The sequence below is a fragment of the Amycolatopsis sp. Poz14 genome (assembly GCF_006704225.1).
Classification (GTDB): domain Bacteria; phylum Actinomycetota; class Actinomycetes; order Mycobacteriales; family Pseudonocardiaceae; genus Amycolatopsis; species Amycolatopsis nivea.
Window position 1 is genome coordinate 4552655 of sequence record NZ_JACLHD010000001.1, and the last position, 19622, is coordinate 4572276.

At 70.8% G+C, this 19622-nt stretch carries 19 protein-coding genes; 14 read left to right on the plus strand and 5 right to left on the minus strand.

Annotated features, from left to right (window positions below):
* Nucleotides 1-5: 5 nt before the first annotated feature.
* The 4 genes from FKO37_RS21725 to FKO37_RS21740 all read left to right on the plus strand — a co-directional run bounded on the left by FKO37_RS21725 (nucleotide 6) and on the right by FKO37_RS21740 (nucleotide 4634).
* On the plus strand, nucleotides 6-1478 hold the full coding sequence (locus FKO37_RS21725) for an FAD-dependent oxidoreductase (protein ID WP_238605601.1): 1473 nt from the start codon (nucleotides 6-8) through the stop codon (nucleotides 1476-1478).
* On the plus strand, nucleotides 1475-1969 hold the full coding sequence (locus FKO37_RS21730) for a flavin reductase family protein (protein ID WP_238605602.1): 495 nt from the start codon (nucleotides 1475-1477) through the stop codon (nucleotides 1967-1969). Before FKO37_RS21725 ends, FKO37_RS21730 begins: the two co-directional genes overlap by 4 nt.
* Before the next feature lie 48 nt (nucleotides 1970-2017).
* Nucleotides 2018-2857: an alpha/beta fold hydrolase gene (locus FKO37_RS21735; protein ID WP_238605603.1), complete on the plus strand. Its 840-nt coding sequence runs from the start codon at nucleotides 2018-2020 to the stop codon at nucleotides 2855-2857.
* A gap of 94 nt (nucleotides 2858-2951) precedes the next feature.
* Nucleotides 2952-4634, plus strand: a complete 1683-nt coding sequence (locus tag FKO37_RS21740; RefSeq protein ID WP_238605604.1) for a 3-ketosteroid-delta-1-dehydrogenase — start codon at nucleotides 2952-2954, stop codon at nucleotides 4632-4634.
* Between the two features lie 45 nt (nucleotides 4635-4679).
* Here FKO37_RS21740 and FKO37_RS21745 read toward each other — a convergent pair whose 3' ends face one another.
* Nucleotides 4680-5294 (minus strand): TetR/AcrR family transcriptional regulator, encoded by a 615-nt coding sequence (locus tag FKO37_RS21745; protein WP_238605605.1) that lies wholly within the window; start codon nucleotides 5292-5294, stop codon nucleotides 4680-4682.
* A gap of 212 nt (nucleotides 5295-5506) precedes the next feature.
* Between FKO37_RS21745 and FKO37_RS21750 the strand changes: the two genes are divergently transcribed.
* From FKO37_RS21750 to FKO37_RS21775, 6 genes are all read left to right on the plus strand, one after another.
* Complete coding sequence (locus FKO37_RS21750; protein WP_238605606.1) at nucleotides 5507-7006, plus strand: hypothetical protein; 1500 nt, start codon at nucleotides 5507-5509, stop codon at nucleotides 7004-7006.
* Nucleotides 7007-7024: 18 nt separating this feature from the next.
* Entirely contained in the window at nucleotides 7025-8227 is a 1203-nt protein-coding gene (locus tag FKO37_RS21755; RefSeq protein WP_238605607.1) for a MoxR family ATPase, read from the plus strand.
* Nucleotides 8227-9426, plus strand: a complete 1200-nt coding sequence (locus FKO37_RS21760) for a VWA-like domain-containing protein (protein WP_238605608.1) — start codon at nucleotides 8227-8229, stop codon at nucleotides 9424-9426. Before FKO37_RS21755 ends, FKO37_RS21760 begins: the two co-directional genes overlap by 1 nt.
* A 14-nt stretch (nucleotides 9427-9440) precedes the next feature.
* Nucleotides 9441-10496 carry a serine hydrolase gene (locus FKO37_RS21765; RefSeq protein ID WP_238605609.1) on the plus strand — a complete coding sequence of 352 codons (1056 nt, stop codon included), beginning with the start codon at nucleotides 9441-9443 and terminating at the stop codon, nucleotides 10494-10496.
* A 184-nt stretch (nucleotides 10497-10680) separates the two neighbouring features.
* The gene (locus FKO37_RS21770; RefSeq protein WP_238605610.1) at nucleotides 10681-11148 is read left to right on the plus strand and encodes an STAS domain-containing protein; all 468 of its coding nucleotides are present in this window, start codon (nucleotides 10681-10683) and stop codon (nucleotides 11146-11148) included.
* Between the two features lie 75 nt (nucleotides 11149-11223).
* Nucleotides 11224-12039 carry a DUF1206 domain-containing protein gene (locus tag FKO37_RS21775; RefSeq protein ID WP_134729005.1) on the plus strand — a complete coding sequence of 272 codons (816 nt, stop codon included), beginning with the start codon at nucleotides 11224-11226 and terminating at the stop codon, nucleotides 12037-12039.
* Between the two features lie 186 nt (nucleotides 12040-12225).
* On the opposite strand, the gene FKO37_RS21780 is transcribed toward FKO37_RS21775, so the two are convergent.
* Nucleotides 12226-13320 (minus strand): glutamate--cysteine ligase, encoded by a 1095-nt coding sequence (locus FKO37_RS21780; RefSeq protein ID WP_238605611.1) that lies wholly within the window; start codon nucleotides 13318-13320, stop codon nucleotides 12226-12228.
* Nucleotides 13321-13475: 155 nt separating this feature from the next.
* Between FKO37_RS21780 and FKO37_RS21785 the strand changes: the two genes are divergently transcribed.
* Nucleotides 13476-13955 (plus strand): hemerythrin domain-containing protein, encoded by a 480-nt coding sequence (locus tag FKO37_RS21785; RefSeq protein WP_238605612.1) that lies wholly within the window; start codon nucleotides 13476-13478, stop codon nucleotides 13953-13955.
* A gap of 35 nt (nucleotides 13956-13990) precedes the next feature.
* Here FKO37_RS21785 and FKO37_RS21790 read toward each other — a convergent pair whose 3' ends face one another.
* Both FKO37_RS21790 and FKO37_RS21795 read right to left on the minus strand, forming a co-directional pair.
* Nucleotides 13991-14860 (minus strand): serine hydrolase, encoded by an 870-nt coding sequence (locus tag FKO37_RS21790; protein ID WP_238605613.1) that lies wholly within the window; start codon nucleotides 14858-14860, stop codon nucleotides 13991-13993.
* A 313-nt stretch (nucleotides 14861-15173) separates the two neighbouring features.
* Nucleotides 15174-15347: a hypothetical protein gene (locus FKO37_RS21795; RefSeq protein WP_158691544.1), complete on the minus strand. Its 174-nt coding sequence runs from the start codon at nucleotides 15345-15347 to the stop codon at nucleotides 15174-15176.
* Between the two features lie 101 nt (nucleotides 15348-15448).
* On the opposite strand from FKO37_RS21795, the gene FKO37_RS21800 reads away from it, so the two are divergent.
* Together FKO37_RS21800 and FKO37_RS21805 are read left to right on the plus strand one after the other, a co-directional pair.
* Entirely contained in the window at nucleotides 15449-16915 is a 1467-nt protein-coding gene (locus FKO37_RS21800; protein ID WP_043839928.1) for a PLP-dependent transferase, read from the plus strand.
* 35 nt (nucleotides 16916-16950) lie between these two features.
* Nucleotides 16951-17412 carry a DUF6098 family protein gene (locus FKO37_RS21805; protein ID WP_238605614.1) on the plus strand — a complete coding sequence of 154 codons (462 nt, stop codon included), beginning with the start codon at nucleotides 16951-16953 and terminating at the stop codon, nucleotides 17410-17412.
* Nucleotides 17413-17499: 87 nt separating this feature from the next.
* Here FKO37_RS21805 and FKO37_RS21810 read toward each other — a convergent pair whose 3' ends face one another.
* Entirely contained in the window at nucleotides 17500-18516 is a 1017-nt protein-coding gene (locus FKO37_RS21810) for a LacI family DNA-binding transcriptional regulator (protein WP_037810787.1), read from the minus strand.
* Between the two features lie 108 nt (nucleotides 18517-18624).
* Between FKO37_RS21810 and FKO37_RS21815 the strand changes: the two genes are divergently transcribed.
* A complete protein-coding gene (locus FKO37_RS21815) occupies nucleotides 18625-19620 on the plus strand; it encodes an asparaginase (RefSeq protein ID WP_238605615.1) in 996 nt (331 codons plus the stop codon).
* The last annotated feature ends 2 nt before the right edge of the window (nucleotides 19621-19622 follow it).

Consider the following 19622-nt stretch of genomic DNA (forward strand, 5'->3'; position numbering starts at 1 on the left):
GATCCATGACGACCGACCGACTGCGTCCCGTCCCGGCCGCCGCGATCGCCGAATGGCACGAGTCCGCGGACGTGGTGATCGCCGGGTACGGCATCGCCGGGGTGTCCGCGGCGATCGAGGCGGCGAGGTCCGGCGCGCAGGTGCTGATCCTGGAACGCACGAGCGGCTGGGGCGGCGCGGCGGCGCTGGCCGGCGGGTTCGTGTACCTCGGCGGCGGCACTCCGCTCCAGCGCGCCCTCGGTTTCGAGGACAACGCGGAGAACATGGAGAAGTTCCTGCTCGCGGCCGTCGGCCCGGGCGCGGACGAAGCCAAGATCGCCGACTACTGCCGCGGCAGCCTGGAGCACTACGACTGGCTGGTCGGCAACGGCGTGCCCTTCCGCGAGGCACTCTGGGACGAGCCCGGCTGGGAACCGCCGCACGACGAAGGCCTGGCGTACTCCGGCGGCGAGAACGCGGCCCCGTTCAACGCCGTCGCCAGGCCCGCGCCGCGCGGGCACGTGCCGCGGATGAGCAACAAGCGCACGGGCGAGCAAGGCGGCGGATACATGCTGATGAAGCCGCTCGCGGAGACCGCCGAAGCGCTCGGCGTGCGCGTTTCCTACGACGTCCGCCTGAGCAGTCTCATTGTGGACGGCGACCGAGTCGTCGGAGTGCTCGCGCGGCGCTACGGGCGCGAGATCGCCGTGCGGGCCGAACTTGGTGTTGTCCTGGCTACCGGCGGATTCGCCTACTCAGAGCAGATGGTCGCCGATCACGCGCCGCGGTTGATCGGCCGCCCGGGAGCCGCGATCGAGGAACACGACGGCGTCGGCATCCTGGCGGCCACCGCGTTCGGTGCGGCGACCGCGCACATGGACGCCACGGAGGTCGCGTTCTTCGGCGACCCGCAGATGATGGCGCGCGGCATCCTTGTCAACGGCCGGGGCCAGCGTTACGTCACCGAGGACACGTACCCGGGCCGGATCGGCCAGGCGACGCTGTTCCACCAGGGCAACCAGGCGTACCTGGTGATCGACGAACAAGCGCACGAGGAAGCGCTCGCGACCGAGACCGCGACCCCGAACTTCCGCGTCCCGCCGACCTGGGCCGCGGAGACCGTCGCCGAACTCGAGGCCGACATGGGCCTCCCGGAACGGGCGCTGCAAACCACGGTCGAGCTCTACAACACCTACGCGGCGCAAGGCCGGGACCCGCTGTTCGGCAAGAAACCGGAATGGCTGCGCCCGCTTACCGGCGCGGTCGCCGCCTTCGACCTGCGAGGAGCCACCGCAGGCTTCCCGCTGGGCGGACTGCGGACCGACCTGGACTCGCGGGTGCTGCACGTGTCCGGGTCGCCGATCCCGGGGTTGTTCGCGGCGGGCCGCTGCACGGCGGGGATCTGCACCGGCGGTTACGTCAGCGGCGCTTCGCTGGGCGACGGCAGTTTCTACGGACGCCGGGCCGGACGTGCCGCGGCGAAGGGGGAAGTGCAGTGACCGAGCCGTCCGACCCCGCCCTGATGCGCACCGTGCTGGGGCATTTCGCGACCGGCGTCGTGGCGATCACCGGCATCGACGAGGAAACCGGCTCGCCGGTCGGGCTGGCGGCGAACTCGTTCACGTCGGTGTCGCTGGATCCGCCGCTGGTCGCCTTCTGCGTGGCCGCGACCAGCACTTCGTGGCCGCGGGTGCGCTCGGCGGGGTGTTACGCGATCAGCATCCTGTCCGAGTCGCAGGAAGCGGTGTGCCGTCGGCTGGCGGCCCGGGGCACCGACAAGTTCGCGGGGATCGACTGGACGCCGTCGCCTTCGGGCGCGCCCGTGGTGGCCGGTTCGCTGGCGTGGATCGAGGCGGAACTCGATGCCGAGCACGTGGCAGGCGATCACGCGATCGTCGTTTCACGGGTGCGGCATCTGTACTCGTCCGACCTGGAGCCGCTGGTCTTTTTCCGGGGCCGCTACGGGCGGATCAGCGCGGGCGTCCGCTGATCGGGAAGCGCGATCGACCGGCCCCGGTTCCGCTGGCAAGGTCGGGCCATGACCCCCGAACTGCTTGAACTCCCCACCGAACACGGTGTGCTGCGCTATCGCGAAAGCGGCGACGGCCCGCCTTTGGTGCTGCTGCACGGTTCCGGGCCGGGCGTGACCGGATGGCGCAACTTCGGCGCCAACCTGCCGACCTTCGCCCCGCACTACCGCACGATCGTCCTGGAGTTCCCGGGTTTCGGGGTCAGCGACGATTTCGGCGCCGTACACCCGATGCAGTCCGCCAGGACCGCCGTGCGCGCGCTGCTCGACGGTCTTTCCCTGGACCGCGTGCGCATGGTCGGCAACTCGATGGGCGGGTTCGTCGCGACGGATTTCGCCCTCGCGGCCCCCGAACGCGTCGAGCGGCTGGTCACGATCGGCGGGATCGGAACCCCGATTTTCAGTGCCCAGCCAGGGGAAGGGATCGTCCGGCTCAGCGAGTTCGTCGAAAACCCGACCCGCGACGCGCTCGTCGCCTGGCTGCGCTCGATGGTCTACGACCAGGCGATGGTCACCGAGGAACTGATCGAGGAACGCTGGAGCCAGGCAACGGATCCCGCCACGCTGGAGAACTCGCGCCGGATGTACGGCGCGGCGGCACTGGCCGCGATGGCGGCCGCCGCACGCAGCGCGGAAACCCCGGCCTGGGCCCAGCTTCGCCGCCTCGACGTCCCGACCCTGGTCACCTGGGGGCGCGACGACCGCGTCAGCCCGGTCGACATGGCGTTGTTCCCGATGCGTGCCCTGCCGCAGGGCGAGGTGCACATCTTCCCGAACTGCGGGCACTGGGTGATGATCGAACAGAAAGCCGCCTGGGAAGCCACTGTCCTGGCTTTCCTCGGCCGCTGATGTTCCGCTGACTGGACTCGGCCGGGGGACCGGCGCACCCGGCGAAATACGGTGACCCGGCCTCCTGCCGAGAACGAAGTGGAGTTCGAAGGACATGAAGAAGAAAATGCCCGCGCTCGTGCCTGCCGAGGACACGACCGTCGATCTCCTCGTCGTCGGCTCGGGAACCGGGATGGCCGCCGCGCTCGCGGCGCACGAACGCGGACTGTCCACTTTGGTCGTCGAGAAGACCGGCTACGTCGGCGGATCGACCGCGCGTTCCGGCGGTGCGTTCTGGATCCCCGGGAACGCCGCGTTGCCGGACCGCTCGGTCGCCGACGCGGGCACCTACCTGAACGCCGTGGTCGGCGACTCGGCCCCGGCCGAACGCGGCCGCGCCTACCTCGAACACGGTGCCGCCGCCGTCGACATGTTGCGCCGCACCACTCCCATGCGGTTCTTCTGGGCCAAGGGCTATTCCGACTACCACCCCGAGGAACCGGGCGGCCGTGCGGAAGGACGGACGTGCGAATGCCGCCCGTTCAACGCCTCCGTCCTCGGCGACGAGCGCCCCAGGCTGCGTCCCGGCGTGATGGAAGCGCCGGTCCCGATGCCGGTCACCGGCGCGGACTACAAGTGGATGAACCTGGTGGCGCGCAAGCCGCTCAAGGCGTTGCCGCGGATCTTCGCCCGGGCCGCGCTGGGCATCGGCGGCATGCTGATCGGCCGCGACTATCTCGCGGGCGGGCAAGCGCTGGCGGCCGGGATGTTCGCGGGCGTGCTGCGCGCGGGCATTCCCGTGTGGACAGAGACTGCCCTTGTCCGCCTGCTGCGCGACGGCGACCGGGTCACCGGAGCCGTTCTGCGACAAGGGGATCGCGAAGTCACCGTGCAGGCCCGGCGCGGCGTCGTCCTGGCCGCGGGCGGCTTCGACCACGACGTCGAGGCACGGCACAAGTTCCAGTCGCCTCGGCTCGGCGACTACAGCCTGGGCTCGGAAGGCAACACCGGCGACGGCATCCTCGCCGGCCAGGAACTCGGCGCGGGCACCGCTTTGCTGGACCAGGCCTGGTGGTTCCCCGCCTTCGCCCCGGTCCCGGGCGGCTCCCCGGCGGTCATGCTCGCGGAGCGTTCGCTGCCGGGTTCGTTCATCGTCGACCAGACTGGGAAACGGTTCATCAACGAGGCGACCGACTACATGTCGTTCGGACAGGAAATCCTGGCGCGCGACCGGGCCGGGACGCCGGTCGAGGAGATGTGGCTGGTTTTCGACCAGCGCTACCGCGACAGCTACATCCTCGCCGGCCGCTGCTTCCCGCGGCAGCCGCTCCCGGAATCGTGGTACCGGGCAGGAATCGCCCACAAGTCGGACGACCTCGGCGCACTCGCCCGGGCGATCGGCGTTCCGGCGGGTTCCTTCCAGGACACCTTCCAGCAGTTCAACACTCTCGCCACCGCCGGACGCGACACCGCCTTCGGCCGCGGCGACAGCGCGTACGATCGTTACTACGGCGACCCCACGATCGCCCCCAACCCGAACCTGGCCCCGCTGCGCCGCGCGCCGTACTACGCGGTCAAGGTGGTCCTGAGCGACCTCGGCACGTGCGGGGGCTTGGTCGCCGACGAACACGCCCGAGTCCTGCGCGAGGACGGCACTGTGGTGGAAGGCCTGTACGCGATCGGAAACACGGCGGCGAACGCCTTCGGCGCGTCGTACCCGGGCGCGGGCGCGACGATCGGACAGGGTGTGGTGTACGGGTACATCGCCGCTCTGCACGCGGCGGGCGCGTCTTCGTAACGTCCTTTGTGGACCGGACGGGTTTCGCGTCCGGTCCACAAAGGACTACTTGGGGAGCCGGGTCAATCCGCTCAATGCGAGCCGCAATCCGCGCGCTTCCCACCGTTCGATGTCCGCGAAGTCATCGGACCCGCCGTTCTGTACCCACTGGATCAGCGCGTGCCGCATCGTCTGGATCACCAGCAGCGCCGGAAGCTCACGCAGGAACGGGTCCTCGTCGAGCTCGTAATACCGCGCCAGAAACCGCGTCACTGACTCGCTGAGCCCCTCGCACCACTCCACGAACCGGAGCCGGTACTGCGGCGTGTTGACGATGAGCGTCATGATCTGGTGGTCGTACTCCGGCACCTGCCGCCGGTTGAGCTCCGTGGTGAGCGCGGCCGTCAGGACCTCGACCGGGTCCGCGTCGTCCGGCGCGTCCTCGAGCCCCTGGAGGATGACGCGTTCGCTGCGGCGCAGCAGCGGCATCAGGACGTCCTCCTTGACGGGGAAGTGCCGGTGGAACGTCCGCGGGTTGATCCCGACGATCTCGCAGATCCGCTCGACAGTGACCGCCGTGTGGCCCTCGGCCACGAACAGGTCGCGTGCGGTGAGCGCGATGCTCATCCGCAGCTCCTCGGCCCGGCGCTCGGTGAGGGTCTGCCGTTTCGGCTCCGTCACCAGGACTCCCTCCCTGTCGCGTGCATGGACCGTAGCCGCCCGGACGCGCCTGGTGCTGCCCGCTGACCGCTCTGCGGAACAACGCGCCGTCCGGCCACGGGTGTCAGAATATGACACGTTCCGGCGCGGCTCGCGCCGATCCTGCTACGCTCGGGTGTGATGAACGCCTACTCGTACAGATCGGAGGTTCCGTTCGCCCCAGGTGAGTGCTGATGCACCCATTCCCCGCGAACGAGAATCCTCGTCTTCTTTCCTGGGCGCGCGTGCGACAGTTCGCCGTGCCGCCGTCGATGATCGAGCCAGCGACTGCCCGCCGGGCCGCGGGCGACTGGGCCGGAGCCTGCGCCGCCGCCCGCGTCGACGTGGATCTGAACCTGCGAACGGCAAGCCGGGCCTACGGCGCTGGGCTGGCCGCGCAGATCCGCGCCGATCTCCGGCAGCTGGCTCCTGACTTGCTCCGCTGGCATTTCCCGAGAATCGCCCCGGACGGCCTGCTGCGTCCAGGACTCACCGTGTCCCTGGCCCGCTACGGCGACGTCCAGCTCGTCGCGCGCACGCCGCCGGCGTGGGCGGCTGCCGGGCAGCGGATCAGCCTTGCGCTGTGGTCGCCTTCGCAGCGCGGTGCCGGTCTGCATCCGCATCCTCGGCCTGACCGGCGTTATCGCCTGGATCTGCACCGCCACCTGTGGGACGTGCGCCGCGCGGGCGAGTTGGGGGAGCGGTCGGGGCGCTGGCCGCCGGACCGCGCCAGCCCGATCCTGCCCGGAACGGGCGAGTTTCGGGACCGGCCGGGGCATTGGCCGCCGGACCGGACCTGTTCGTTCTTGCCGGGAACGGACGAGTTGCAGGACCGGTCGAGCCGCTGGCCGCCGGACCAGAGCAGCTCGTTCCCGCCGGGAATGGGCCACAGCGCGGGCGAGTTGCGCGAACGGCCGAGCCACTGGCCACCGGACCGCACCCGCCCGATCCCGCCCGGAATCGGCCACTGCGCCGTAGACCGGTGGCGCGCCGAGGCGGAGCTGCTGCTGCGCGCGGAGGGGAGCACGGGCGGCCGCGTCTCCGTCCGGCTCACCTCCCGGCACCGGCTGACCCTGAACCTGGGCGGGCGAAACCCCACCGGCAGGATCCCGGTCCTGCCGGACGCCGCGACCTGGGTCCTGCCCGACCTGGAACTGCTCCACGCCGGACTGCTCGAAGCCAGTCAGCTGCATCCGCTCGTCGCGGCGGCACTCCGGCCCGGCCCTCGGCCCAGCACGGCACGAAACCCCAGCCACACAAGGAATTCCCGTCCCGTCGAATGCCGCGGCGCCACCCATCGGATCGGCGTGGTGGACGGCGTGCTCGTCCCGCTGGACCACGACCCCAGCGAGATCCGCCGCGAGGAACTCCTGGGCGCGCTGGGCGGCCCCGAACTGCCGTGCCTGCGGGCAATCGACGAGGCGCACCGGTCGCCGGAAAACCTCGTGGACGTCCGCGCGCGGCTGGAGCACGGCGACGCCACCGGTGCCCTCGCCGTCGTCGAAAGTCTGCTCGGACCGGACGTGCTCCTGCGCAGCGTAGCTCTGCGCGAAGAACTCGAAACGGCTGTGCGCGGCCAAGTCGTCCACGGCCTCTACCGGGCTGGACTCGCCGGTCGAGGACCCCTTCGGTCCGCTCCGGACACCACCCGGCGGGCGCGCCGCCGCCACTCGCTGAACCAACCCCAAAGGTGATCAAAACTGTCTGCTGCCATGGAAATTTCCGGTGAAACCCGACGCCCGCTGGACGTCGCCGCCGATCTGCTCGCCCTGCTGGACGACACGAAAACCGAACCGCGCCCGGACGGTCAGCTGGAAGCCTTGACGCTGGCCGTGTCCGCCGATCTGCCGGTGCTGCTGTGGGGCGAGCCCGGCATCGGCAAGACCGCCGCGCTGAACCACCTCGCCGAGGCGCTCGAACTCCCGCTGACGACGGTGATCGCCAGCGTGCACGAACCGTCCGACTTCTCCGGCCTGCCGGTGGTCGGCGACGACCCCGCCGTGCAGGGCGTGCCGATGGCTCCGCCGGACTGGGCCGTGCGCCTGGTCCAAGCGGGGCAGGGATTGCTGTTCCTGGACGAGCTTTCCACCGCGCCGCCCGCCGTCCAGGCCGCGCTGCTGCGGGTCGTGCTCGAGCGACGGGTCGGCGCGCTGCGGCTTCCGCCGGGCGTCCGGATCGTGGCCGCCGCGAACCCGCGTTCCTCCGCGGCCGACGGCTGGGAACTGAGCCCGCCGCTGGCCAACCGGTTCGTGCACCTGCAGTGGACCTACGACCACGACGTCGTGGTGCGCGGACTCGGCGGGACATGGCCGAAGGCAGCATTGCCCCAGCTAGACCCAGTGCTGCTGCCGGACGCCGTGATGTTCGCCCGCCGCGCGGTCTGCGGGCTGCTGACCGCGCGGCCCGGCCTCGTGCACCAACTGCCGAAGAGCGAAACCCGCCGCGGCGGTCCGTGGCCTTCGCCGCGCAGCTGGGAAATGACCCTGCGCCTGATCGCCTTCGCCACCGCCGCGGGCGCCTCCCGGGAAGTGCTGTCCATGCTGGTGCGCGGCACGGTCGGCGACGGACCCGGTCTGGAGCTGCTGGCCAGCCTCGACCGGATGGACTTGCCGGACCCGGAAACCTTGCTCGCGAACCCGCACACAGCCGTCTTGCCCGAACGCGGCGACCTCCGCCAGACCGTGCTCGACGGTGTGGTGGAAGCGGTACGGAAACGACCGGATCAGTCCCGCTGGGACGCTGCGTGGGCACTGCTGGTGCTGGCACTGGAAACCGGTGCGCCGGACCTGGTGGTCGTGCCCGCGTCGACACTCGCCTCGCTGCGCCGCGACGACTGGCAGGTCCCACCGGCGATCGAGCGGCTTTCCGGAGCGGTCGCCTTGTCCCGGCGCGCGGACCGCGCGGGGGAGAAGTGATGGACGAGGAGAAGCTCTACGCCGCGCGGCTGTACGCCGTCCGGCAGCGACCGTATCTGGCGACTGCGCTGTTCGCCTTGCATGTGGTGGAGTCACGGAGAGTGCCGACGATGGCCGTCGACCGCCATTGGCGCTGCTACGTGTCGCCGGGTTTCGTGGACCGCATGCCGCTGGAGGAGCTGGCCGGGGTCTGGGTGCACGAGGTCTCCCACCTGCTGCGCGACCACCACGGCCGCAGCGACCGCTTCGCCGCGGAACACGAGCTCACCGGGCCGGGGGAGCGATTGCGGATGAACATCGCCGCCGACTGCGAAATCAACGACGACGTCTTCGGCGACGGCCTGGTCCGGCCCGAGGGCGCCGTCGACCCGCAGTTCCTCAGGCTGCGCGAGGGGGAGCTGATGGAGGAATACCTGACGCAATTCCGCCTCGGCCCGTACACCGCGGGTTACGCCTGGCTCGACTGCGGCAGCGGCGCCGACGGCCTGGACCGGGAATGGGAGCTGGGCCCGGACGGCGCGAACGCACTCAGCGAGCAGGAACGAGACGCCGTCCGGTTCCGCGTCGCGCAAGGCATCAACGGCAACCCCGGCGCGGTCCCGGCGGGATGGAAACGCTGGGCCGAGGAAGCGTTCCACCCGCCGCAACCGTGGCGGAAACTGCTGGGCGCGGCCCTCCGATCGGCTATTTCCGGCGCGGGCGAGGACTACACCTACGGCCGTCCCGCGCGCAGATCGGCCAGCCTGCCCGGCGTCGTCCTGCCGAGCCTGCGCCGCCGCCCGCCGCACGTTTGCGTCATCGTCGACACTTCCGGCTCGGTGAGCGACGCCGAATTGGGCAGCGCGATCCTCGAAATCGCCGAGATCGTCCGCGCGGTCGGCGGTCGACGCGATCTGGTTTCGGTGCTGTCGTGCGACGCCGCCGCGTATGTCACGCAGTTGTGCCGAGACGAGGGACTCCCGTTGCTGGGCGGCGGCGGCACGGATCTGTGCGCCGGCTTCGCTGAAGCGCTGAAGGGCAGCCCGCGCCCGGACGTGCTCGTGGCGTTGACCGATGGCCAAACCCCTTGGCCCGCCACGAAACCGCCGTGCCGGACGGTGGTGGGCCTGTTCCGCCGGGAACATCAGGTGAACGAAAACGACCCCGACGACCGGCCGGAGGCCCCGCCCGATTGGGCGCGGGTGGTCACGGTGGGATGAGCTACCTTCGGAGAATGTCTTTCACCGGCCTCGACGCCTGGCTGAGCGCCCGAGCCGCAGCCGGCAAGTTCTCCGGGGCGGTGCTGATCCGCCGCGGCGAGCGCGTAGTGTTTTCGGGGGCCTACGGGCAGGCCAGCCGCCGGTGGGCGGTGCCGAACCGGCTTGCCCTCCGGTTCGACACTGCGTCCATTACCAAGCTCTTCACCGCGGTGGCCGCTTTGCAGCTGGTGGACGAAGGACGGCTGGAGCTGGACACGCCGATCACCGAGATCGTCGACTTGACCGGAACGACGATCTCGCCTCGGGTGAGCGTGCGGCATCTGCTCACGCACACCTCCGGCATCGCCGACGACGCGGACGAGGAGGCCGGTGAAAGCTACGAGGCGCTGTGGGTCGACAAGCCGGTCTATGCGGTGACCCGGACGCGCGACCATTTGCCGAATTTCGCCGCCAAGCCACCGAATTTCCCGCCGGGGGAGGGCTGCCGGTACTGCAATGCCGGGTACCTCCTCGTCGGTTTGGCGATCGAGGAAATCACTGGAGTCGGCTACCGCGACCACATCCGCGGCGCGGTTTTCGCGCGGGCGGGAATGACCGCGTCGGATTTCTTCGACCGCCGGGAAGCGGTGCCGGACGTCGCCGAAGGCTGGGATCCGGTCGTCGATGCCGAGGGGCGGATCACCGGGTGGCGGCAGAACATCTTCAGCTATCCGCCGATCGGCGCGCCCGACGGCGGGGCGCACGCGACCGTTGACGACCTGGTGCGGTTCCTGCGCGCCGTGCGCGGCGGCGAACTCCTGTCGGCCGCGCGCACCGAGCAGTTCCTCACCCCGCAGGTGCTGCACCATCGCGCCGAGGACGGCGACGTGTGGTTCGGCTTCGGGCTGGAGTTCACCGTGCGGCCGGACGGTTCGGTGCGGAACTACTACAAGGACGGCGGCAACGCCGGCGCCGGCGGCATCGCACGCCGCTATCCCGCGGCGGACCTCGACGTGGCGGTGCTGTCGAACGCGGAGTACGGCAGCCTTGCTGTGATCCGCGAAATCGACCGGCGGATCGAGGACGCCTGACGCCGTCGCGTACCGCCGGCCGGGTGAGGCAGGGTTGCACAAAACGGGCGCCCCGAAGGTATGTTGGCGGCATCGCCGGTCTCGCCGCACCCGACCAGCCGAACGAGGGGGCGTTCCGACCGCAGGCCCGGCCCCGCGTGTTCCCGGTCCCCGCCCCGCTTTTCGCGAGGAGGGAACGAAAATCATGCACGGCAACGCCCCGCCGTTGAGCCTGACCGTCGTGTGCCCGGCCGGCCGCCCCGCGACGACGCTCGCCCGCACCGCGAAGTCGACTGTGGTCACCCTCGCCGGGGACCTCGACGCCGCCGACGTTCCCCGGCTCCGCCGGATCGTGTCCGGTGAACTCGGGCTGCGGCCGCCTGCCCTGCTCGTAGACCTGACCGAGGTGCCGTTCTGCTCCGCCCGGGTCCTGAAATCCCTCGCCGAACTGGCCGAGAACGCCCGCGGCTCCGGGGTGCGGTTCGCGGTGGTCGCGCAACAGCGGGCTGTGCTGCGCCCGCTGGCGTTGCTGGGTCTCAACCGCGTGCTGCCCGTCATGCGCAGTCTCGACGACGCCGTTCTGAACGCGCGCACGCGCCGCAGAACCGCGCAGCCGGTCCCGGTCCCGCCTTGGCTCAAGCGAGCGCGTCCTCTGTGGACTTACCCTCCGTGAGCGTGGCTCACCGAGGTGGCGGATTGCGCCACCTGGCCCAGTGGCAGCGGGGGCAACAGCGGGTATCCCCACCCCATGAACCGGATCGCCGCCAAGGTCGCCCGAGGCGAAAAGACCGACACCGCCCAGCTCCTCGGCCGGGCCGGAATGGTTTGTTACGCGCTCGTGCACCTCATCCTCGCCTACCTCGCCCTGCGGGTCGCCTTCGGCAGCGGCGGACAGCCCGACCAGAAGGGCGCGTTGCAAGAGGTCGGGTCGACGGCGTTCGGCCAGGTCCTGCTGTGGGTGCTCGCGGCTGGCCTCGTCGCGTTCGGGCTGTGGCAGTTCCTGATGGCCGCGACCGGATACACCTGGACCAGCGGCGGAAAACGGACGCGCAAACGGTTCGGTGCCGCCGCGCGAGGAATCGTCGTGCTCGCAATCGGCGCCACCGCCTTCCGCCTCGCCGCGGGCCAGGGCGGCGGTGGTTCGAGCGACCAGACCCAGCAGGAATTCACCGCGAAGCTGCTCCAGTTGCCCGCCGGTCCCGCACTCGTGGTGGCCGCCGCCGCGATCGTGCTCGGCGTCGCTGTCGCGGCCGGGGTCAAGGGCGTGAAGCAGAGTTTCCTCGAGGATCTCGACCTTGCCGGGCTGCCCGGCAAGACCCGCCGCTGGGTCGGATGGCTGGGCAGCACCGGGTACCTGGCGAAGGCAGTCGTTTTCGCGGTGACCGCGTTCCTGCTGGGCTACGCCGGTTTCCGCTCCGACGCGAAACAGGCGGGCGGGTTGGATGCCAGCCTGAAAACCCTCGCCGCCCAGCCGTTCGGCGCGGTGCTGCTGACGGTGGTGGCGCTCGGTCTCGCGGCCTTCGGTGTTTATTGCTTGGCTGCGGCGTGGGCGCATCGGCGCTGACGGGCCTGGCGGTCAGGGAGCGCCCGCGAGCAAGTCCACGACATCCTCGCCGCGGCCTCGCTCTGGGAACCGGTTCCGTTGCCGGTCCGCGCCGCAGCCTTCGGCGCACAGTTGCGCTGTGGGTTCCTGCGCGGATCTCGGATGAGGTCAGCTCGGCCAGAGCGGTGTTGCTGACGGGCCTGGCGGTCAGGGATTGCCCGCGAGCAAGTCCACAACATCCTCGCCCCGCCCCCGCTCAGCGAACCGCCGCCGTTGCCGGTCCGCGCCGCAGCCCTCGGCGCAAAGCTGTGCCGTCGCCTCCTGCGCGAACTCCAGATCCCCGGCCGATTCCAGCGCGGACGACGTCACCTCGATCAAATCCGCGAGCACCGCCTTCGCCGGGGCCAAATCGCCGCTGCGCGGGTGCGGGCAACAGCCGCTGATGCCGTCCCGCGACGCGCGCCAGAGGTGGGCGCGCAGCACCTCGTTCGGCAGGTCCGGCGGGGGATCGTCGTCCGCCAGTGCGGTGGCGACCAGGCCTCGCGCGAGCACTCCCAGCAAGACTGCCTCCTCGGGCGTCGCGGCGACGTCGGCGATGCGGAACTCGATCGTCGGCTGCTTCTCCGAGAGCCGGGCGTCCCAGTAGACCATCCCGCGGTCGAGGATCGCGCCCGAGCGCAGCCACGCGTCGACGACGCTTTCGTACTCGTCGAGCGACGCGAACCGCGGGGGCGGGCCGGCCGAGGGCCAGCGGCTCCATTGCTGGTAGCGCCAGCTGCGGTAACCGGTGTCGTAGCCGTCGGCGATCGCGGAATTCGCCGTCACGGTCAGCAGCGCCGGCAGCCACGGCCGGATCCGCCCGAGCACCTGGATGCCGGTCTCCTTGTCCGGGATCGCGACGTGCACGTGGCAGCCGCAGGTCAGCGACGTCCGCGCGGTCGCCCCGAAATGCTCGCCGATTCGCTCGTAGCGCGGACTCGGCGTGACGTCCGGCAAGCCCTCCTCCGACACCGGCGGCGAGGCGGCGGGCAGCAGCCGGCGGTTCTGCCGCCGCGCGGCCGCCGCCAGGTCCTCGCGCAACTCGCGTAGCCGCTGCAGTGCCTCGCCACGGGTCCGGCAGACGTCGGTGGCGATCTCGGCCTGCGCCCGGGTCAGTTCGTGCTGCAGTTCGCCGTTGTCGCCGCCCGTTTCCGCGGCGCGGTCGACGACGTCGTCCGCCTGGGCCAGCCGGCCGTCGCGGTCGACGACGAAGAACTCCTCCTCGATGCCGAAGGTCAGCTCGTCGCCGGTCTGGTCGTTCACCGAGGTTCTCCTGGGGTCGGGGGCATCGGAGTACCCCGGCGGCCTCGCGCGCAAACGACGTTTTCCCGGCCCGGAAAAGGGTAATCAGCGGACCGAGAAACGGCGGGCGGGCGACCCTGCGCTGCCCGCGCCCGGACCGCACTGGGAGGACCCCGATGTCGACCGACGCGATCGTGCTGCTCAAGAACGACCACAAGACGGTGGAGAAGCTTTTCAAGGAGTTCGAGAAAGCGGGCGACAAGGCCCACAAGAAAAAGCGCCGCATCGTCGACTCGATCATCGAAGAGCTCACCATTCACGCCTACATCGAGGAAGAGATCTTCTACCCGGCGGCCAAGGAAGCCGTGCCGGAGACCAAGGACCACGTCCTGGAAAGCGTCGAGGAGCACCACGTCGTGGTGTGGATGCTGTCCGAGCTGCTCGACCTGGACCCGGAGGACGAAACCTTCGACGCGAAGGTGACCGTGCTGACCGAAAACGTCCGCCACCACGTCGAGGAAGAAGAGGATGAGTGGTTCCCGGAGGTCCGCTCGGCCATGGGCCGCAAGCAGTTGCGGGAATTGGGGCAGCGGATGATCGACGCGCGGCCGGACGCGCCGAAGAATCCGCTGAAACTGCAGAGCGCCAAAGCCTGAACTGGGCACCCGTGTGGGTCCACAAAGGACAAAGCTCAGGTGAGCTTGCCGTTGGCGACAAGCGAATCCTTCAACGCCCCCGTGGCCGTAGTGAGCGCCTTGGTCGCGGTCCCGACATCGATGCTGTCGTCCCACGTGCTCATCACCGCGACCGCGAACGTCCGCGACCCGGTCCGGACCAGACCGGTCGTGTTGAGCACCCGCCGCCCCTCCGACGTGCCCCAGCCCTGTTTGATCGCCCACGTCGCACCGGGGAAGGCACGCGGGATCCCGAAATGCTGGTCGAACCCGTCGGCGGCGGTGAGCGGGGCGCTTTCCAGCGCCTCGGTCAGAAAATCGCGTTCGTCGTCGGACCGTGCCGAGGTGATGTGCCGGTACACCGTGACGACGTCCTCCGGCGACATCTTCGTCGACCCCCACTGGCCGGGATCGTCGGGCGGCGAAGTGTGCGTGAGCCCCAGTTTCCCGGCCTGCCGCCGGACGATGGCCGGTCCGCCGAGTTGCTGCCAGAACCGGCTGGCGACCCGGTCGTCGCTCGCCGCGAGCATGGCGTGGACGGCGTCGGCCTCGCTGTCTTCGGGGACCCCGGACCGGTCGAGGAGATCAAGCGCGATGAGCAGTTTCACCACGGACGCGGTCGGCTGCGGCTGATCGGCCTTCCAGCCGACCTCCACCGCGCACGCGTCGAGGTCGACGACCTCCATTTCGAGCCGGGGGTCGTTCCCGTTGCTCAGCAACGCTTTCCGGGCGTCCGCGACGGCTCCGGGATGTTTGCCCGCCGTCGAAGCCGGGGCCGTTCCGCACGCGGCTTGCCAGTCGGTGCCGCCGGAGTCGGCGGCCAGGCAGATCGCGGCGACCAGACCTCCCGCGACGGCGAGCGCGGCGAGCCCCACGAGCATCTTCATCGATGCGCACTCCTTCGGCAACGGTCCGCTTCTGCGGGAAGCGGGAGCGCTCCGAAGGTAGGGAGACCGGGGGACGGACAGGATCGTCCGAAAAGTCCGTCCATTCAGGCCAGTCGGCGGGCAACCCCGTCCCGGCATCGGCCATCTGGCCGACCCGCGCCGCGCTGACCTGCGACGACCCGGCCGTCGACAGGGGTGCGGCGACGGCGGTCGAGGGTGCGCACAAAGCGACGGCGGCGAAAGCCGGAGGACGTTCAGGCGCCTGCGCCTGCCCGATCATCCCTCTTCGCCGTCGTCGTTCCCGGGGTTTCGGTCAATCGGTTTCCGGCTGCTGCCACGCCCTTCCGGCCCGCTGGGCGGCCAGCTGGATCTCGTCGCCGACCTCCTGCCAGTTCTGGTCCGTCGGGTCGTGGTCGCCGATCCACGTGCGCCGCGGCGTCGCGAGCGAGCCGCCTGCCTGCTGCGGTTGTTCTGTCATCTGAGTCATGATTCCTCCGTCTCCGGGTGAAGACCAGCGGGGATTACCCCTTCCGGGGCCCCTGAAACGGGTCGTTGTTTGAGACCGGCCCGGCTGGGTAAGCGGGGCGGGTGGCCGATCATTCCCGCGCACCAGTGCTCGAGGCGATCCGGCGGTTCCGCGCGTCCGGGCACGTGTCCTTCCTGCCGCCCGGGCACAAACAGGGCCGCGGCGCCGACCCCCGGCTGACGGAGATCGTCGGCCGCGACGTGTTCGCCTCGGACATCATCCTGATGAACGGGCTCGACGACCGGGCGCTCACCCGCGGCGTCCTGAACGAGGCCGAAGACCTCATGGCGGACGCGGTGCACGCGGACCGCGCGTTCTTCTCGACCTGCGGCAGTTCGCTGTCGGTCAAATCGGCGATGCTGTCGGTCGCGGGCCCGGGCGAAGAGCTGCTGATTTCCCGCAACGTGCACAAATCCGTGGTCGCCGGGCTCATCCTGAGCGGCGTCCGGCCGGTGTGGGTGTCCCCGCGCTGGGACCGGACCCTGCACTTCGCCCATCCGCCCGGGCCGGAAGAAACCGAGGCGGCCTTCGCGGAACACCCGGCGGCGAAGGGAATGCTGCTGATCACGCCGACCGATTACGGGTCCTGCGCGGACATCCGCGGCGTCGCGCGGATCTGCCACGAACGCGGGGTGCCGCTGATCGTCGACGAAGCCTGGGGCGCGCACTTCCCGTTCCACCCGGACCTGCCGGCGTGGGCGATGGACGCGGGCGCCGACCTGTGCGTGACGAGCGTGCACAAGATGGGCGCGGGCCTGGAACAGGGCTCGGTCTACCACCTGCGCGGCGACCTGGTCGACGCCGACGTGCTCGCCATGCGCGCCGACCTGCTCGACACGACCAGCCCGTCGTCGCTCGTCTACGCCGGACTCGACGGCTGGCGACGGCAGATGGTCGAGCACGGAAAGGGCCTGCTCGACACTGTGCTGGAGCTGGCCGCGGACACCCGGAAGCGGCTGGCCGGCATCGCCGGGATCACCGTGCTGGGCGACGCCGAACTCCTCGGCCCCGGCCGGGCGGACGACCGGGACCCGCTGAAAATGCTGATCGACGTGTCCGGCCTCGGCTGCTCCGGTTACGACGCGAACCACTGGCTGCGCGAACACCAGCGGGTCGACGTCGGACTCTCCGACCATCGCCGGATCGCCGCCCAGCTGACCGTCGGCGACGACGAGGAGACGGCCGCCCGGCTGGTCGAGGCGCTGCAAGCGTTGTCCGATCACGCCGACGAGCTGCCCCGCGCGAAACCGGTGGACCTGCCCGCACCCGAGGACCTGGAACCGGACCAGGCCATGCTGCCGCGCGACGCCTTCTTCGGCCCGGCCGAACAGATCCCGGTCGAGAAGGCCGCCGGACGGATTGTCGCGGAAACGATGAGCCCGTACCCGCCCGGTGTCCCGGCCGTGCTGCCCGGCGAGGTGCTGACCCGGCCGATGCTCGATTACCTGCGGAGCGGGGTGGCCGCGGGCATGTTCCTGCCCGATCCGGTGGATCCGTTGCTGCGGGGCGTGCGGGTTGTCGCCCGCTGAGGTTGCCTCCGCTGGACGCGGGTAATCCCGGGCCCATGACGGAATGGGACAACCGGCTGCCCGTCGTGCGCGACCTCGACGAACTGGTCTCGGCGTTCCGCCGGGCCGGCGAGGACGACCTGTACGTCCGGTGGTCGCGCGGACCGGACGCGGACCTGCGCTCCGGCGAGGAAAGCCGCGACGGGCTCACCGGGATGCTGCTGCCGGGACTGTCGGCGAACTCGCTGGCCCGGCAGCCGTGGTGGCGCGGCCGCTCGCTCCGGCTGCGGCTGGCCCGGCGCCTGCACGACTACCAGCACCTGCGCGAACGCGGCGGCCCCGGCGTGCGTCCGTGGCTGTTGCGGGGCAGGGAGATCGCGCGGGGCCCGGACAACGAGCCGCTGGTCGTGGACGCGGAGCCGCTGGCCTGGATCGAGGACGCCGTCATGCACGAAGCGCTGCGGCTGGTCGATCAGGAAGCCCCCGCGGACTGGGGCTCCATGGACCGGCAATCGTGACCTGCCACTACGCGGCGGACTGGACGTGAGGGGAACCCTGCGGGAATCAGATTCCGTCAGGGTTCCCCTCACGGACTTCTGCGGAACTCAGCCGACCGTCGACGCCCGCACGATCAGCTCCGGCTGCAGCCGCTCCGATTCCACCTCTTGCCCGGCCAGCTTGCGCAGCAGCGTCGCCAGCGCCCGGCGTCCCATCTCGTGCATCGGCGACCGGATCGTCGTGAGCGGGATGGAGATCGACGCGGCGAGGGGAGTGTCGTTGTAGCCGACCAGCGCGACATCCTCGGGGATCTGGAGTCCCTTGTCCCGCAAGGAACCCATCGCGCCGATCGCGGCGAAGTCGTTGGTCGCGAAGATCGCGTCCGGATAGGGCTTGCGCGCCAGCAATTGATCGGCGGCCTCGCGCCCGGCCGCCGCGTCGAATCCGTTGTAGACGATGCGGTGCGCGGGAATTTCGATCCCGGCCTCGGCGAAGCGGTCGACCAGCCCCTGGGTCCGTTCCTGCGCGGTCGACGCGAACGGGAGCCCGGCGACGATCGCGACGTCCCGGCGGCCGGTCTCCAGCAGATGGTCGGCGATCAGCCGCCCGCCCGCCGGGTCGTCGCAGGTGATCGAGACGTGCCTGCCGAGCCTGCGCGAGGTCAGCACGAACGGGACGCCGGTTTCGGCGAGGCCGTCGAGGAACGTGTCGTCGGAGTGCGCGTCGCCGAAGATCAGCCCGTCCACCCGGCGGTCCAGCATCTGCTGGGTGCGCTGGCGCTGCAGTTCCGGGTTGTCGAGCGAGTTCGTGACGTAGGTCGAGATCCCGGCCTCGGTCGCGGCCTCGTCGATGCCCTCGTAGATCGTCGCCAGCACGAAGTCCTGCAGCCGGGGGACCAGCACGCCGATCACGTTCGACCGGGCGGTGCGCAGGCTCGCGGCGTGCGGATTGCGGCGGTATCCGTTGCGCTCGGCCGAGTCGAGGATCGCCGCGACCTTCTCCGGCGACGCCCAGCGCTCCGGATGCTCTTCCGCCGGATTGAGCACCCGGGACACCGTCGTCACGCTGACGCCCACGTCCTCGGCGATCATCCGCTGGGTGAAGGGCCGCACGGTCGCGGGCATCTGCCTCCTGTCGTCGGGCTTCAGTATGCCCGGCCCGCGCGCACCTCGCCACAAACGTTTGACACAAACGATTGACTCAAACGTTTGTGTAGCTCACACTCAACGCCCATGACGCACATCGTGGTCCTGGCCACCGGGGGCACCATCGCCTCCCGCACGGGTCCCGGCGGAGCCTCGGTCGCCGCCGACGGAGCCGGCGCGCTGCTCGCGGCGGCCGGGCAAGACCCCGCCGTCAAGGTCGAACCGGTCGACGTGCTGCGGGAGAACTCGTTCAACCTGACCCTGGAAGACCTGGCCTCGATCGCCGAAGCGGTGCGCGCCCAGCTGGCCCGCCCCGAGGTGGACGGCATCGTCCTCACCCACGGCACCGACACGATCGAGGAGACGGCGTTCCTGCTGGACCTGGTCCACGACGACGACCGGCCGGTGGTGCTCACCGGCGCGCAGATCGCGCCCGACCGCGACGGCTCCGACGGGCCCCGCAACCTGCGGCAGGCGATCGCCGTCGCGGCCGCGCCCGAGGCCCGCGGGCTCGGCGTGCTGGTCTCGTTCGCCGGCGAGCTTTTCGCCGCGCGGGGCCTGCGAAAGGCGCACACCCTGCTGCCGCAGCCGTTCGCCGCGCAGTCCGGCGGACCGATCGGGCAGGTGCTCGACGACGGCCCGCTGATCACCGCCCGGCCGGTCCGGTCCGCGCCGCTTCCGTTGCCCGGTCCCGGATTCGGCTCGCTCCGCGTCGAAACGCTGACCCTCTCGCCCGGCGCGACCCCGGAACTGCTCGACCACCTCGTCGAGCAGCGGACGCCCGGGATCGTGCTGGCCGGGACCGGTTCCGGGAACCTCAACCGCGGCTACCTGCGCTCGCTGCGCACGGCCGTCGACGCCGGGACCGTCGTGGCGCTGTCGAGCCGGGTCCCGTTCGGACCGGGTGCCGCCATCTACGGCAGCGGCGGCGCGGTCGACGCGATCGCCGCCGGCGCGGTCCCGGCGACCGCCCTCCCGTTCACGCAGACGCGGATCCTGCTCGCGCTGCTGCTGTCCCGTTTTCCCGCCGACGACGCCGCCGACCGGCTGCGCCGCCGCGCGAACCGTGAGAAAGGAATCTGAGC

Excerpts from the sequence above, each read along its gene's own strand:
- FKO37_RS21725 (WP_238605601.1), top strand. The coding sequence starts at position 6 with ATGACGACCGACCGACTGCGTCCCGTCCCGGCCGCCGCGATCGCCGAA.
- FKO37_RS21735 (WP_238605603.1), top strand. The coding sequence starts at position 2,018 with ATGACCCCCGAACTGCTTGAACTCCCCACCGAACACGGTGTGCTGCGC.
- FKO37_RS21740 (WP_238605604.1), top strand. The coding sequence starts at position 2,952 with ATGAAGAAGAAAATGCCCGCGCTCGTGCCTGCCGAGGACACGACCGTC.
- FKO37_RS21750 (WP_238605606.1), top strand. The coding sequence starts at position 5,507 with ATGCACCCATTCCCCGCGAACGAGAATCCTCGTCTTCTTTCCTGGGCG.
- FKO37_RS21755 (WP_238605607.1), top strand. The coding sequence starts at position 7,025 with ATGGAAATTTCCGGTGAAACCCGACGCCCGCTGGACGTCGCCGCCGAT.
- FKO37_RS21760 (WP_238605608.1), top strand. The coding sequence starts at position 8,227 with ATGGACGAGGAGAAGCTCTACGCCGCGCGGCTGTACGCCGTCCGGCAG.
- FKO37_RS21765 (WP_238605609.1), top strand. The coding sequence starts at position 9,441 with ATGTCTTTCACCGGCCTCGACGCCTGGCTGAGCGCCCGAGCCGCAGCC.
- FKO37_RS21770 (WP_238605610.1), top strand. The coding sequence starts at position 10,681 with ATGCACGGCAACGCCCCGCCGTTGAGCCTGACCGTCGTGTGCCCGGCC.
- FKO37_RS21775 (WP_134729005.1), top strand. The coding sequence starts at position 11,224 with ATGAACCGGATCGCCGCCAAGGTCGCCCGAGGCGAAAAGACCGACACC.
- FKO37_RS21785 (WP_238605612.1), top strand. The coding sequence starts at position 13,476 with ATGTCGACCGACGCGATCGTGCTGCTCAAGAACGACCACAAGACGGTG.
- FKO37_RS21790 (WP_238605613.1), bottom strand. The coding sequence starts at position 14,860 with ATGAAGATGCTCGTGGGGCTCGCCGCGCTCGCCGTCGCGGGAGGTCTG.
- FKO37_RS21795 (WP_158691544.1), bottom strand. The coding sequence starts at position 15,347 with ATGACTCAGATGACAGAACAACCGCAGCAGGCAGGCGGCTCGCTCGCG.
- FKO37_RS21805 (WP_238605614.1), top strand. The coding sequence starts at position 16,951 with ATGACGGAATGGGACAACCGGCTGCCCGTCGTGCGCGACCTCGACGAA.
- FKO37_RS21810 (WP_037810787.1), bottom strand. The coding sequence starts at position 18,516 with ATGCCCGCGACCGTGCGGCCCTTCACCCAGCGGATGATCGCCGAGGAC.
- FKO37_RS21815 (WP_238605615.1), top strand. The coding sequence starts at position 18,625 with ATGACGCACATCGTGGTCCTGGCCACCGGGGGCACCATCGCCTCCCGC.